We start from the raw sequence: 12,872 nt of genomic DNA, 5'->3' as shown, positions 1-12,872 counted from the left end.
TAGAATGCGTTTTTTTTCATGAAACGGGGTGCCTCTTGCGCGAAATCGTCCTGATCAACATCACAGCTCAAGAGCAGCCGAGCATTGTCGACGCCCTGCGCGGGGCCCTGGCCGCCGACACCCGCTTCAGCACCGCTGATGGCACCGAGCCGTCGGACCATGTGGTCAGCATGATGGGCCGCCAGGTCAGCGACCCGGACCTGCAGCAGGTGGTCAGTTTGCTGGCCGAGCATGGCCTGGCACTGTCGAGCCTGGAGCGTCTGTCTGCGGCGGCGGGCGGCAACGCCTGTTTCGAGCTCGGCCTACTGGGTGCGCTGGAGCAGCCACTGCAGTTGCGTACGCAGGTGCTCGAGCTCAGCACCGCGCTGAATCTGGACATCGTCTACCAGCCCGAGTCGGTGCAGCGCCGACAGCCCCGCCTGGCCGTGTTCGACATGGATTCGACGCTGATCGAGGCCGAGGTGATCGATGAGCTGGCCAAGGCGGCGGGTATCGGCGAGCGTGTCGCGGCGATCACCGAGCAGGCCATGCGCGGTGAAATCGACTTTCGCGCCAGCTTCAAGGCCCGCCTGGCACTGCTCGACGGCCTCGACGTTGCGGTGCTCGACGACATCGGTGCGCAACTGCGCCTGAGCGAAGGCACCGAGCGCCTGTTTGCCGAACTCAACCGAATGGGTGTGAAAACCGCCATTCTTTCTGGCGGCTTCACGTATTTCGCCAAACAGTTGCAGGAGCGCCTGGGCATCACCTACGTGTTCGCCAACGAACTGCAGGTGGTCGATGGCAAATGCACGGGTGTGGCGGTCGAGCCGATCGTCGACGCCCAGCGCAAGGCTGATCTGCTGCAGCAACTGGCCCGCGAGCACGATATCCAGTTGAGCGAAACCATCGCGGTGGGTGATGGCGCCAATGACCTGGCCATGCTGGCGATTGCAGGTCTGGGCGTGGCCTTCCGCGCCAAGCCGCTGGTGCGGCAGTCGGCACGTCAGGCCATCAGCGTATTGGGTCTGGACGCGGTGCTGTACCTGCTCGGTCGTCGCGACTGAGCACAGGGTTGCTCAGAGGTCTTTCCACAGCGAGTCGAAGTCTTCTTCCGGCGCAGCATCGTCGGTGGCCGTTGCCGGTTTGGCGACCTCCAGCAAGTGGTACTCGAACTGGTTGAAGCTGCCGGTGCCCGTCATCCGCGCCCCCAGGCCCGCCGGCTGTTCTTCACCCTGGTTGTTGATGATCACCTTGTTGCCCTCCTGGAAAGGCATGCGCGGGGCCAGCAGGGAGGCGGGAATGTCGATGGCGCGGATCTCCGGCAGCAGCAGGCCACGCAGGAACTGGCTGTTCTGTTCGCTGACGCGCACCAGCTGCAAGCCGCAGGGTTGTGCATGGGGCGCCACCAGCTCGATGCCCATCTGCGTGCCGCCACTGCGCACCTGGCGGATCCAGCGCACCACGGCCACGCTCCAGCCCTGGGCCTGGCTGTCCTGGATGCCGATCATTTCACCGGCCTGCAATTGCGGCGGAACCTCCCGCGGCCATGCCAGGCAGTAGCCGCCTGGGCTGTGGTTGACGATTTGCAGGGCATAGGTGGGGAAGTGCTGATCGTGGTTGGATGCACTACTGGCGCTGCTGCCTTCGCCCCGGGGCAGGTCGTACTGGATTTCCTCGTAGTCGCCGTGCCGGTCGCCTTCGGTCGGCCTGCTCCATGATTGCGTTGCCGCGCCTGGCACGAATTGCGCGCTCTGCGAAAGCACCGGGCGTTTGAGGATCTCGCTGAAGGAGCGCTCGCCGCCGATGTAGTAATGCAGCGCGCTCATGCCGATGCACACCGTCAGGTTGCCTTGGCCCGGGGTTCGGGTGAAGGTCCGTTCGGCCACGTCGCCCCACGCGGCCGCCACATGCTGAAGCAGGTCGATACTGAAGTTGCTGGGGATCAGGCGCGACTGCGCGCGCTGCTCCATCGGCATGTCCAGGTACGCCTTGATCGCCTGGACCAGATCGGCCGGGTCCAGGCCGACCAGCTGCGGCAACTGATCATCGCCATACAGGGTTTTGTAGCGCGGCGGGCTGTCTTCATCGGGCGCCATGGCGAACAGGCTCGAAGCCAAGGTGGCAGGTTGCACTCGGACCAGGGGGCTCCAGGCCTCGAGCACTTCGGCCAGGCGCAGGATCGCCTGCTGGCGCATCTGGTTGCAGCGAGAACTGCCCAGCAGCAAGGCGGCTGCATAGCTTTGCTGAACCGTCGAGGTGCTGCCCGGTGCGCCCAGCGGGTCGTTGATCGCAACGTTCTGCAACTGATGCGCCGAAGCGGCTTGATACAGCTGGTGCAACTCCAGCCATACCCCATCGGGCACCGGGCAGTACAGCAAGCTGGCGCGCATCACTGGCCCATTCAGGCAATGCAGGGCACGCTGCGCCGCGGTCGCCAACAGGTTGGCGCGATCCTTTGAAGCACGATCCTTCGAATAGGTACTGGAAATGCGCAACACGATCTGCTTGTAGCCGATCGCCAGGTGGTTCTGCAGTGCCTGGCACAGGTTGGCAACCTTGCGCGAACGTTCATCGAGCACGATCGACTGGTTGAGGAAGTGTCGTTCCAGGTGCTTGCAGACGAAATACACCTCGGGCCTGAGCAGTTCGAGCAACTGCAGGCGATTGTCGCTGGGCGTGAGCAGCTGGTTGAGCTCGCCCAGGCCTTGGTACAGCAACCGGGCGGTTTCCCCCAGATTGGCCTTGGGCAGCGTGGCAATCCAGCGTTTGAGGTCGCGCGGGGTCGCTTCGCAGAAGGTCAGGCTCAACTGCGATGGCGTCGGGGCGCGCAACAACAGATGGGGGCGTGGCGACATCGGTCGTTTCCTGGTTCAACTCAGGTCATCGCTCGAGGGCTTGAGCGATGAAAAAAGACAGGCCATTCATTTGGCCGTATGCAAAGACTCTAACAGCATTGGATAACGGTCGCAGCCTTGATGTCGCCGAGGCTGCGCCGTGCTCGCCGCGAGTGGCTCAGACGACCGGAGAAGGCGTGGCGGGTGCCACGTCGCTGGAGCTTGCCGCACGGCCCAGGCCCTGGCCCATGTTCACCGGCGACAGGTTGGCCAGGTGGTGAGCCCACTTGACCTGTTCCGGGCCAAACAGCATGACCACGGTCGAGCCCAGCTTGAAACGGCCCATTTCGGCGCCTTTTTCCAGATGGATCGGCGCACGTGCCGCTGCGTCGTAGCGAAAGGTCTTGAGTTCGCGCTTGGGCGGTGTCACCAGGCCCGCCCAGACGGTTTCGATCGAGGCGACGATCATCGCGCCCACCAGCACCATGGCCATCGGCCCGCGCTCGGTGTCGAAGATGCACACCACACGCTCGTTGCGCGCGAACAGTTCGGGCACGTTCTCGGCGGTGGTCTGGTTGACCGAAAAGATGCGTCCCGGCACGTAGATCATTTCGCGCAGCGTGCCTGCCAGCGGCATGTGAACCCGGTGGTAGTCACGCGGCGACAGATAGATGGTGGCGAACTCGCCGCCCATGAACGGCGCCGCGTTGTCAGGGTCGCCGCCGAGCAGTTCGAGCACGCTGAAACTGTGGCCCTTGGCCTGGAAGATGCGACCGTGCTCGATGGTGCCCAGCTGGCTGATAGCGCCGTCGGCCGGGCACAGCACTGCGCCGGGCGTGGGGTCGAGCGGGCGCGCATCGGGCTTCAGAGCACGGGTGAAGAATGCGTTGAAGTTCTCGTAGGCGCTCAGGTCCTCGACCTGGGCCAGTGACATGTCGACGTTGTAGCGCTTGGCGAACCAGCGGGTGAACGCATCCTTGAACCAGCGCGAGCGACACTCGGCGACACAGCCGGCCAGGCGCGAGAGCAGGTGATGGGGCAGCAGGTACTGGCTGATGATGAACAGGCGATCTTTCATTGTGTGTCCTTAAACTTCGGTGGGGGTGTCGGGGTGGTTGCCCCATTCGCCCCAGGAACCGGCATAGCCCTTGACGCGTGGATAGCCCAGCGCCTTGGCCACCAGATAGGTGAAACCAGAGCGGTGATGCGTCTGGCAGTGCGTGATGATTTCCTTGTCGGCGGTAATGCCCAGGCCCTCGAGCAGCTGCGCGGCATCGCTGCGGATGCGCAGCTGTCGCGCCGGGTCCATGGCCGCCGTCCATTCCAGGTTGATCGCGCCGGGAATGTGCCCCGCCTTGGCCGCCAATACCTTTTCACCGGTGTATTCCAGCGGACCGCGGGCATCCCAGATGGCCAGGTCGGCGGCGCCCAGGCGGCTTTGCAAGTATTCGCGGGTGGCGGTCGGCTCGTCGTGCAGGGTGAGCGACACCGGGCCGCCGGCCCGTGCCGGGGTGTCCTGGCTCAGCGGCAGGCCGGCGGCTTCCCACGCCAGGATGCCGCCGTCGAGGTAGTGATAGCGGGAATGACCGATGACGTCGAGCATCCAGATGAAGCGCCCGGCCCAGCCGCCGCCTTCGTCGTCGTAGACCACGTAGGTCGCCTGGGAGTTGTGACCCAGCTCGCCGAACAGCTGCTCCAGTGCCGCCAGACCGGGCAGCAGCCCGGGTGCCGGCAGTTGGCCCAGCTGGGTACGCTTGGGATCGACGAAATGCGCCCCGTGGATGTGCCCGGCGGCGTAGCGCGCGGCACTGGTCAGGTCGACCACGATCAGGTTGGCGGCATCGAGCCGGGCGTTCAGCGCATCGGGCTCGATCACCAGGGGCAGGCCAGAGAAGTCAGGCATTCAGGTCTCCAGACGAAACGGAACGGCGATTGTAGCGCAAGGCTCAACGGCTGCGGTTGGTAAAGGTGTCCAGGGCGCGCTCGATGCACTGCGCAGTCTTGCCGAAGCCCTGCACGCTGATCTCGGAGAAAGGCCGCCCGCCCTGGTCGGCGACCAGCAACGTATGCACGCGTCCTTCGACGCCCAGGGAGCGCAGCAGCAGGTGCTCGCCGCGGAACAGCGTACGCAGGGTGGCCGGCAACAGCGCCTGCAACTGCTCGCTGTTGGCGGTGCCCATGCGCAACGGCGTCGGCTGCGCGAGCAGCCGCTGCAGCAGGCTGCTGTGCTCGATGCCCAGGCTCAGCGCCGCCACCTCCTTGGGCAGCCCGGCGCTCTGGTGCACGCGCAGGCTGCCATGGTTGCGGTCGACCATCAGCAACAGCACGCGCTGCATGCCGCACGCCAGCAGCGCATCGCGGGCGCAAGTGGTCAGGTGCAGGGCATTGTTGAAAGGCGTTGGCGTGGCCAGCAGCTGCGTGCACAGTCGCCGCCAGCTCGCCAGTGCCTCTTCGCTCGGTGCCGGCGCCGGCTCGCTGTCGTGTGCCGGACCCTTGTGCTGCGGTGGCCACAGCAGGCTGCGTGCCGGATGCCACAGGTCGGCAGCGCAGTGCACGCGGGCACTGTGTACCGCCTGTTGATGAACCTGTTGCTGGACCTGTTCCAGCGGCACCTGCAGGTACAGGCAGCTCAGGTATTCCCAACGCTGCAGGTGGGGGGTGAACCAGCCATGCTGGGCGGCCAGGGCCAGACCGTTGGCCATCAGAATGGTATTGGCAGGCTGGTTCAGCCAGCGCCGCAACGCCGGCTCGTCGTCCAGCTGCTGCTGCTGACGCAGGCGGTGCTGATTGTCACGGGCGATGTGCAGCGCCTGCACCAGTGCTCGGCGCTCCTTGAGCAGCAGTCGATAGCCGTGCAGCACCCAGGCCGGCAGGCGCCATTTCTGTGCCAGGGCCTCGCACAGCACCAGCAGCGGTACGCCGAACAGGTCCTGCTCGACCTTGGCCGCAGCCTCGCCCTGAACGATGACGCGGCGCTCCCATTCATCGAGCAGCTCGGGGTGGGTGGCTGCCAATGGCCAGAGCGGCGACAGGAACAGCAGGCTGCCCCAGTGGATCTCCTGCCACAGCCGAGCCAGTCGTGCCGCGAACAGGCCGTTAGCCTGCTGGCTGGCATGCTGGCTGATCATCTGCAATTGGCGCAGGGTCAGGGGCATCTGCTGCGGCTCCTGGGCGGGCAGGCGCATCAACAGCTCTTCGGTGCGTGCCAGGCCCAGCCGATTCAGCGCCACTTCGAGGCTTTCCGCCGGTTCCACCAGACTGCTGCCGGCATGCCGGTTGGCCTCGCGCATCACGCTCAGCACCAGCGCCGGACTGTGCTGCATCAGGTCGGCAATGTCGCGCAGCGAGCGGCGCCTGTCCTTGATCGCCGCGCGAACCTTGTCATGGTAGAGCCTGGGGATCGGCAGGCGCACGCCGTCGAGCAATGCGAGCCAGGTGTCGAGGGTTTGAGGCTTGGCGTTGGACACTATGCTTATCCTGATGCATGCCTGAATGCAGGCCGACTACACGAACGGACCAAACTGGCTTTTGAAAACCGCTGCCTATAGTCTGGCGCAGTTCTGCCGATAAGGAGAACAACAGATTCAACATCACCTTTTTCGTCCTTGAACCCGACTTCTGAAGTGTTTTTTATCCATGGCTAAAATTATCGGCATCATTGTCGTGTTCGCGAGCGTGCTGGGCGGATACGTGCTTTCCCATGGTCAACTGGCGGCCCTGGTGCAGCCCTTCGAGGTGCTGATCATCGGCGGTGCCGCCCTGGGCGCGTTCCTGCAGGCCAACCCCGGCCCCACCACCATGCAGGTGTTGAAGAAGTCGCTGAAGATGTTCAAGTCGCGCTTCAGCCACGCCTTCTACCTGGAAGTGCTGAGCCTGTTGTTCGAGATTCTCAACAAGAGTCGTCGCGAGGGCATGATGTCCATCGAGGCCGATATCGAAGACGTCGCCGCCAGCCCGATCTTCGCCAAGTACCCGACCATCCTCAAGGACGAGCAGATGATCGCGTTCATCTGCGATTACCTGCGCATCATGTCCTCGGGCAACATGGCGCCACACGAACTCGAAGGCCTGTTCGACATGGAGCTGCTGAGCCTCAAGGAAGAGCTCGAGCATCCATCCCATGCGGTCACCGGCATCGCCGATGCGTTGCCCGGTTTCGGTATCGTCGCGGCAGTGCTGGGCATCGTGGTGACCATGGCGTCCCTGGGCGACGGCGACAAGGCCGCTATCGGTGCCCACGTCGGCGCGGCCCTGGTCGGTACGTTCCTGGGTATCCTCGCGGCCTACGGCTTCTTCGGCCCGCTGGCGACCTGCCTGGCTCACGATGCCAAGGAAGAACTCAACGTCTACGAGGCCATCAAGGCCTCGCTGGTGGCTTCGGCTTCGGGCATGCCGCCGTCGCTGTCCGTGGAGTTCGGGCGCAAGGTGCTGTACCCGGCGCACCGCCCAAGCTTCGCCGAACTCGAACAAGCCGTACGCGGTCGCTGAGTCATGGAAAACAACCAGCCCATCATCGTCAAGCGGGTCAAGCGCTTTGGCGGCGGCCACCACGGTGGCGCCTGGAAGATCGCCTTCGCCGACTTCGCGACCGCGATGATGGCGTTCTTCCTGGTATTGTGGCTTTTGTCCGAAGCCACGCCCGAACAGAAAATCGCCATCGCTGGCTACTTCAAGGACCCGATCGGCTTCTCCGAAAGCGGCACGCCCTATGTCATCGACTTGGGAGGCTCGCCCCAGCTGTCGCCCGAGCACACGCTGAACCCGGACGTCGAAGTCTCACCGCCCAAGCCCGAGACCTCGACCCAGGTCGCGGCCGAACAGGCCGAACAGGCTGAGCAAGTGGCCGCGCAGGTTGAAAAGGAACGCCTCGAACTGTTGCTGCAGGAACTGCAGAACAAGGTCGACGAAAATCCACAGCTGCAGAAATTCAAGGACCAGATCCTCTTCGAAATCACCCAGGACGGCTTGCGCATCCAGATCACCGATGCCGAGAACCGGCCGATGTTCGATGTGGGCAGCGCGCGCCTCAAGCCGTATTTCGAGGACATCCTGCTGGCCATGGCGGACACCATCAAGGCGGTGCCGAACAAGATCAGCGTCAGCGGCCACACCGACGCCAAGCCCTACGCCGGCAGCGCGGCGGGCGGCTTTGGCAACTGGGAGCTGTCGTCCAACCGCGCCAACGCGGCGCGCCGCGCGCTGGTGGCCGGCAGCTATCCGGAAGACCAGGTCGCCCGCGTGGTCGGCTATGGCTCGTCCTCGCTGTTCGATCGCAAGGATCCGTTGAACTCCATCAACCGTCGCATCGACATCGTGGTGCTGACCAAAAAGGCCCAGCGCGACATCGAAGGTGACCAACCGGCCCCTGGGAGTTCCGCCCCAGACGCGGCACCGGCCGCCAATCCGCCGGGCGCCTCCATCGGCGATCCCAACGCGCCGGTGCAGCCACGCGAGCTGCGCCAGCGTCTGAACCTGTTCGAAGACGGCTCGGCGAAGCTGGTCGAGCCGGGCAAGCCTGCGCCCTGAGACGACGAAGCCTGCTAGAACCCCCGGCCAATGCGTTCGCGCAGGCCCCTGTGGATATCTCGAGCGCGCACCGGCAGCGACGTCTCGCAGCGTCCTGCCAGCATGCGCATGGCCGCCTCGCGATGGTAGGCCTCGATGAGGAAATCCAGTTGCTGCGTGCGGGTCAGGGTCGGCCAGTGCGCCAGGTATTCGGGCAGCGCCTGGTCGCCCAGCCGATACAGGCAGATGCGCCGGTCCCATGACGTCGCCTCGCCGATGCAGAACGGTATCCACCAGCGTCGTGCGCTGCTGTGGGACATCATCAGAATCAGGTGGGTACAGTCGCGGATGTGCGCGGTCAGCGTCTCGGTGACGTGCAGCGTGGTCAGCGACTCGAAGTCCATCACGTCCATGCGCACTTCGATCCCGGCCCTGCGCAGCTGCTTCCTGATCCGCAAGGCCTGAGGATGGTCGACATGCTGGTAGCCGATGAACACGCTCATTGCCGACGTCCGCCAGCGATGAGTCGGGCGGGTTGCAGGCAAGCGACGGGCAAGTCGGACATGGAAAGCCTTCATCGTGGGTGCTGAAGGCTGAAAGATTGTTCAATGCCGTTTAAGCGGCAAGGGATGTCACTGAAAAGAGACAATCCCTACTTCTGTAAGTAATTTTTCTTACAGTCGACGCCTATAGCGCCTGCAGCAGCGCGCGTATTGTGCCTACGATGCGCTGCACTTCCGCGTCGTCCAGGGTCAACGGTGGCAGCAACCGAATGGTAGTGCCGCGGGTCACGTTGATCAGCAGGCCATGCTCCTGTGCCGCTCGCTGCATCAGCTCGCGGCACGGCCGATCCAGCTCCACGCCGATCATCAAACCCATGCCCCGTACGGCCTTGACCGCAGGCAAGCTGCCGACCTCGCTGCGCAAGCGCCCGAGCAGCGCATGGCCCTGGCGCGTGGCGTTCTCCAACAGTTGCTCGCGCTCGATGATGTCCAGCACGGTGCAGCCCACCCGGCAGGCCAGTGGATTGCCGCCGAAGGTACTGCCGTGGCTGCCGGGTGTGAACAGGCGGCCCACCGTCGTGCTGGCCAGGCAAGCGCCGATCGGGATGCCGTTGCCCAGGGCCTTGGCCAGGGTGACCACGTCGGGCTGGATGCCTGCATGCTGGTAGGCGAACCACTGGCCGGTGCGGCCGATGCCGGTCTGGATCTCGTCGAGCATTAGCAACCAGCCATGATTGTCGCAGTGTTCCCGTAGGGCGCGCAGGTAAGCCGTGGAGGCGACGTGCACGCCGCTTTCGCCCTGGATCGGCTCGAGCAGCACCGCCGCGATACGCTGGCCGAACGCCTGAGTGACATTGGCCAGCGCGTCCAGGTCGCCGAAGCGAATCTTTATGCAGTCGCCCGGCAGTTGGCCCAGCCCGGCGCTCAGGTGTGCGCCGTCACTGGCCGCCAGGGTGGCCAGGGTGCGCCCGTGAAACGCGTTGTCCATGACCACTACCAAGGGCTTGGCGATACCGCGGCTATGGCCATGTAAACGGGCCAGTTTCAGCGCAGTCTCGTTCGCCTCCGCGCCGGAATTGTTGAAGAACGCCAGCGCCAGCCCCGACTTCTCGGCCAGCTTCGCTCCCAGCCGTTGTTGCCAGTCGATGGCGTACAGGTTGGAGGTGTGCAGCAGCAGCCCGGCCTGCTCGGCGATGGCGGCCACCACGTCGGGGTGGCTGTGGCCCACGCTGGTCACTGCCACACCGGCCAGCGCATCCAGGTATTCCCGGCCAGCCGTATCCCACAGACGAGTGCCGCGCCCATGGCTGAACATCAGGGGCAAGGGTTGATAGGTGGGCATCAGGTGATGTGCGCTCATCAGGGGCATCTCGGCGAGGAATGAGCTGACAGTATTCGCTTCAACCATGGCTGGATAAATGGCGTTAAGCTGGATGCACTTTTTACCTGGGGTGGATAATGGATCTGTTTCAAGCGATGCAGGTGTACGTGAAAGTGGTGGAACTGGGCACCATGACAGCGGCCGCCAAGGCGTGTGACTTGTCCACGACCATGGTCAGCAACCATCTGCAGGCGCTGGAGCAGCGCCTGGGCGTGACCTTGTTGCTGCGCACCACGCGCCGTCAGCAGGTGACCGACGCAGGCCATGCCTACTACCAGCGTTGCCTGGAAGTACTGGGCCTGGTCGCCGACTCGGAGCGCTGGGCCGAACATACCCAGGGGGCTCCTCAAGGTCTGTTGCGCATCACGGCTCCGCCCACCTTCGGCGCCGAGTGCCTGGCCCCTGCATTGGCGGCGTTTCTTGAGCGTTATCCACAGATCAGCGTCAGTCTCAGCCTCAGTGACCAGGTGCACGACATGCTCGACGGTCAGTTCGACGCGGCCCTGCGCCTGGGCAATCTCGAGCCCTCGACCTTGATCGCGCGCCCCCTGGACGATTATCGATTGAGCATCTGTGCCTCCCCGCACTACTTGCGTCGCCACGGCACGCCCCGCCACCCTGAAGAGCTGGCTGCGCACCAATGCCTACAGTTTATGTACAACCCGGGCGACGAATGGCGCGGTACACAGAAACGCTGGTCCATGCAGGGGCCGCAAGGGTCGATCGGCGTCGAGGTGCGAGGACGGCTAGTGACCAACAGCAGCGCCGGGTTGCGTCAGGCCGCCTTGGCGGGCATGGGCCTGGTGATGCTCCCCGACGTATTGGTGCGACGCGACCTGGAGGGGGGCAAGCTGGTCCAGGTGCTGGCCCGCTATGCGCTACCCGGCAGGCCCATGCACCTGCTTTATCCACAGGCCCGCTACCGCTCGCCGAAGCTGCGTGCCTTCGTGGACTACATCGTGCAGGCGCTGGGGCCGCAGGATACGACCGGTCAGTAGGTGTCCTGGGTCAGGCTGGCGATGATCGAGCGGTAGCTGTTCATGCGCTGTTGCTGCACGCGGCCGTCTTCCAGTGCCCCGAGCAGGGCGCAGCCTGGTTCACGGTCATGCTTGCAGTCGCGGAAGCGACACGTGCCGAGCAGGTCCGCGAACTCGATGAAACCGGCTTCGACATCTGCCCGACTGACGTGGCCCAGGCCGAATTCACGGATGCCCGGTGAGTCGATCAGCTCACCGCCGCCCGGGAAGTGGAACAGGCGCGCGGTGGTCGTGGTGTGCGTGCCCTGGCCGGACCATTCCGATAGCGCACCGACTCGCGCCTGCACTTCGGGTAGCAGGCTGTTGACCAGCGACGACTTGCCCACCCCCGACTGGCCGACGAACACGCTGATGTGGCCGTCCAGGCGTGCCTGCAGCTGCTGCATGCCATCGCCTTGATGCGCCGACACTTCCAGCAACGGATAACCCAACTGCCGATAGACCGCCAGCAGGGCGTTGAGCGCAGGTGCGTTCTGCTCGTCGATCAGGTCGGCCTTGTTGAGCAGCAGCAAGGGATGGATGCCCGCATGTTCGGCGGCTACCAGGTAGCGGTCGATCAGGTTGGCATGGGGTTCGGGCATGGGCGCGAAGACGATGACGATCAGGTCGACGTTGGCCGCGACCGGCTTGAGCTGCCCGCGGCTGTCGGGACGGCACAGTTCGGTGCTGCGCGGCAGCTGCGCAACGATGACACCGATGCCCTGGTTGCCGGCCCGCCAGACTACCTTGTCGCCGGTGACCAGCGCCGGCAGGTTGGCTCGCAGATAGCAACGGCAGACCTGACCGGCGTGCTCGCCTTCCAGCGCCTCGACTTCCACCTGAACACCGAAGTGGGCGATGACCAGCCCCGTTTGCTCGGGGCCCAGGTCGCCGCCTTCGAGGGTCTCCAGAGCCTGGGACTCGCGCTTGGCGGCGCGTGCAGCGCGCTCGCCCTGGATTTTTTCGATACGCCAGTTCTGGCGGCGGTTCAGTTGGCGTTTGGCCATGTGTGTTCCGTGTAGATGATTGCAGGCGTGAACAAAGGCGGGATACTAGCACGGTCGGCTACGCTAGACTGTGCAGCTACGCCGAGGAGACCCCCATGCAGAACCCACAGAACCTGATCTGGATCGACCTGGAAATGACCGGTCTGGACCCGGACCACGACGTCATCATCGAAATGGCCACCATCGTCACCGACAGCGACCTCAATACCCTGGCCGAAGGCCCGGTCATCGCCATCCACCAGAGCGACGAGATCCTGGCCGGCATGGACGAGTGGAACACCCGTCAGCACGGCAGTTCGGGCCTGACCCAGCGAGTGCGCGAAAGCACCGTCAGCATGGCCCAGGCCGAAGCACAGACCATCGCCTTTCTGGAGCAGTGGGTGCCCAAGGGCAAGTCGCCGATCTGCGGCAACAGCATCTGCCAGGATCGCCGCTTTCTCTACCGCCACATGCGTGAGCTGGAAAACTACTTCCACTACCGCAACCTCGACGTCTCGACCCTCAAGGAACTGGCCGCACGCTGGGCCCCCGAGGTCAAGGACAGCTTCAAGAAGGGCAGTACCCACCTGGCCCTGGACGACATTCGCGAATCAATCGCCGAGCTGCAACACTACCGCAAGCATTTCATCAAGTTCTGAGCGCGG

At 64.4% G+C, this 12,872-nt stretch carries 12 protein-coding genes; 5 read left to right on the top strand and 7 right to left on the bottom strand.

Annotated elements, in window-relative coordinates; genetic code table 11:
- Window positions 1–35: 35 nt before the first annotated feature.
- Window positions 36–1,046: a phosphoserine phosphatase SerB gene (gene serB / locus LT40_RS13935; RefSeq protein WP_043191194.1), complete on the top strand. Its 1,011-nt coding sequence runs from the start codon at window positions 36–38 to the stop codon at window positions 1,044–1,046.
- A gap of 12 nt (window positions 1,047–1,058) precedes the next feature.
- Here the strand turns inward: serB and LT40_RS13930 are convergent, their stop codons facing one another.
- The 4 genes from LT40_RS13930 to LT40_RS13915 form a co-directional block, all read right to left on the bottom strand.
- The gene (locus tag LT40_RS13930) at window positions 1,059–2,837 is read right to left on the bottom strand and encodes a hypothetical protein (RefSeq protein WP_043191192.1); all 1,779 of its coding nucleotides are present in this window, start codon (window positions 2,835–2,837) and stop codon (window positions 1,059–1,061) included.
- Between the two features lie 157 nt (window positions 2,838–2,994).
- A complete protein-coding gene (gene asd, locus LT40_RS13925) occupies window positions 2,995–3,894 on the bottom strand; it encodes an archaetidylserine decarboxylase (protein ID WP_052393433.1) in 900 nt (299 codons plus the stop codon).
- 9 nt (window positions 3,895–3,903) lie between these two features.
- On the bottom strand, window positions 3,904–4,719 hold the full coding sequence (locus LT40_RS13920; RefSeq protein ID WP_043191189.1) for a rhodanese-like domain-containing protein: 816 nt from the start codon (window positions 4,717–4,719) through the stop codon (window positions 3,904–3,906).
- 43 nt (window positions 4,720–4,762) lie between these two features.
- The gene (locus LT40_RS13915; protein WP_237749263.1) at window positions 4,763–6,283 is read right to left on the bottom strand and encodes an HDOD domain-containing protein; all 1,521 of its coding nucleotides are present in this window, start codon (window positions 6,281–6,283) and stop codon (window positions 4,763–4,765) included.
- Between the two features lie 169 nt (window positions 6,284–6,452).
- On the opposite strand from LT40_RS13915, the gene motA reads away from it, so the two are divergent.
- Complete coding sequence (motA, locus tag LT40_RS13910) at window positions 6,453–7,304, top strand: flagellar motor stator protein MotA (RefSeq protein WP_043191185.1); 852 nt, start codon at window positions 6,453–6,455, stop codon at window positions 7,302–7,304.
- A gap of 3 nt (window positions 7,305–7,307) precedes the next feature.
- Window positions 7,308–8,342 carry a flagellar motor protein MotB gene (gene motB, locus LT40_RS13905; RefSeq protein ID WP_043191183.1) on the top strand — a complete coding sequence of 345 codons (1,035 nt, stop codon included), beginning with the start codon at window positions 7,308–7,310 and terminating at the stop codon, window positions 8,340–8,342.
- A 14-nt stretch (window positions 8,343–8,356) separates the two neighbouring features.
- On the opposite strand, the gene LT40_RS13900 is transcribed toward motB, so the two are convergent.
- Window positions 8,357–8,824, bottom strand: coding sequence for a toll/interleukin-1 receptor domain-containing protein (locus tag LT40_RS13900; protein WP_043191181.1), 468 nt, complete (start codon window positions 8,822–8,824; stop codon window positions 8,357–8,359).
- Window positions 8,825–9,008: 184 nt separating this feature from the next.
- Window positions 9,009–10,184 carry an aspartate aminotransferase family protein gene (locus LT40_RS13895; protein ID WP_043193687.1) on the bottom strand — a complete coding sequence of 392 codons (1,176 nt, stop codon included), beginning with the start codon at window positions 10,182–10,184 and terminating at the stop codon, window positions 9,009–9,011.
- A gap of 98 nt (window positions 10,185–10,282) precedes the next feature.
- Here LT40_RS13895 and LT40_RS13890 point away from each other — a divergent pair, with 98 nt between their 5' ends.
- A complete protein-coding gene (locus LT40_RS13890) occupies window positions 10,283–11,203 on the top strand; it encodes a LysR family transcriptional regulator (protein ID WP_043191179.1) in 921 nt (306 codons plus the stop codon).
- On the opposite strand, the gene rsgA is transcribed toward LT40_RS13890, so the two are convergent.
- Window positions 11,197–12,228 (bottom strand): small ribosomal subunit biogenesis GTPase RsgA, encoded by a 1,032-nt coding sequence (gene rsgA / locus LT40_RS13885; RefSeq protein WP_043191176.1) that lies wholly within the window; start codon window positions 12,226–12,228, stop codon window positions 11,197–11,199. The two genes, LT40_RS13890 and rsgA, sit on opposite strands and share 7 nt — an antisense overlap.
- Window positions 12,229–12,323: 95 nt before the next feature.
- Between rsgA and orn the strand changes: the two genes are divergently transcribed.
- Window positions 12,324–12,866, top strand: coding sequence for an oligoribonuclease (orn, locus tag LT40_RS13880; RefSeq protein WP_043191172.1), 543 nt, complete (start codon window positions 12,324–12,326; stop codon window positions 12,864–12,866).
- The last annotated feature ends 6 nt before the right edge of the window (window positions 12,867–12,872 follow it).

It is taken from the genome of Pseudomonas rhizosphaerae, from assembly GCF_000761155.1.
Taxonomy (GTDB): domain Bacteria; phylum Pseudomonadota; class Gammaproteobacteria; order Pseudomonadales; family Pseudomonadaceae; genus Aquipseudomonas; species Aquipseudomonas rhizosphaerae.
The sequence above is the reverse complement of the archived record's forward strand: the minus strand, read 5'-3'. Positions and strand labels throughout refer to the sequence as shown.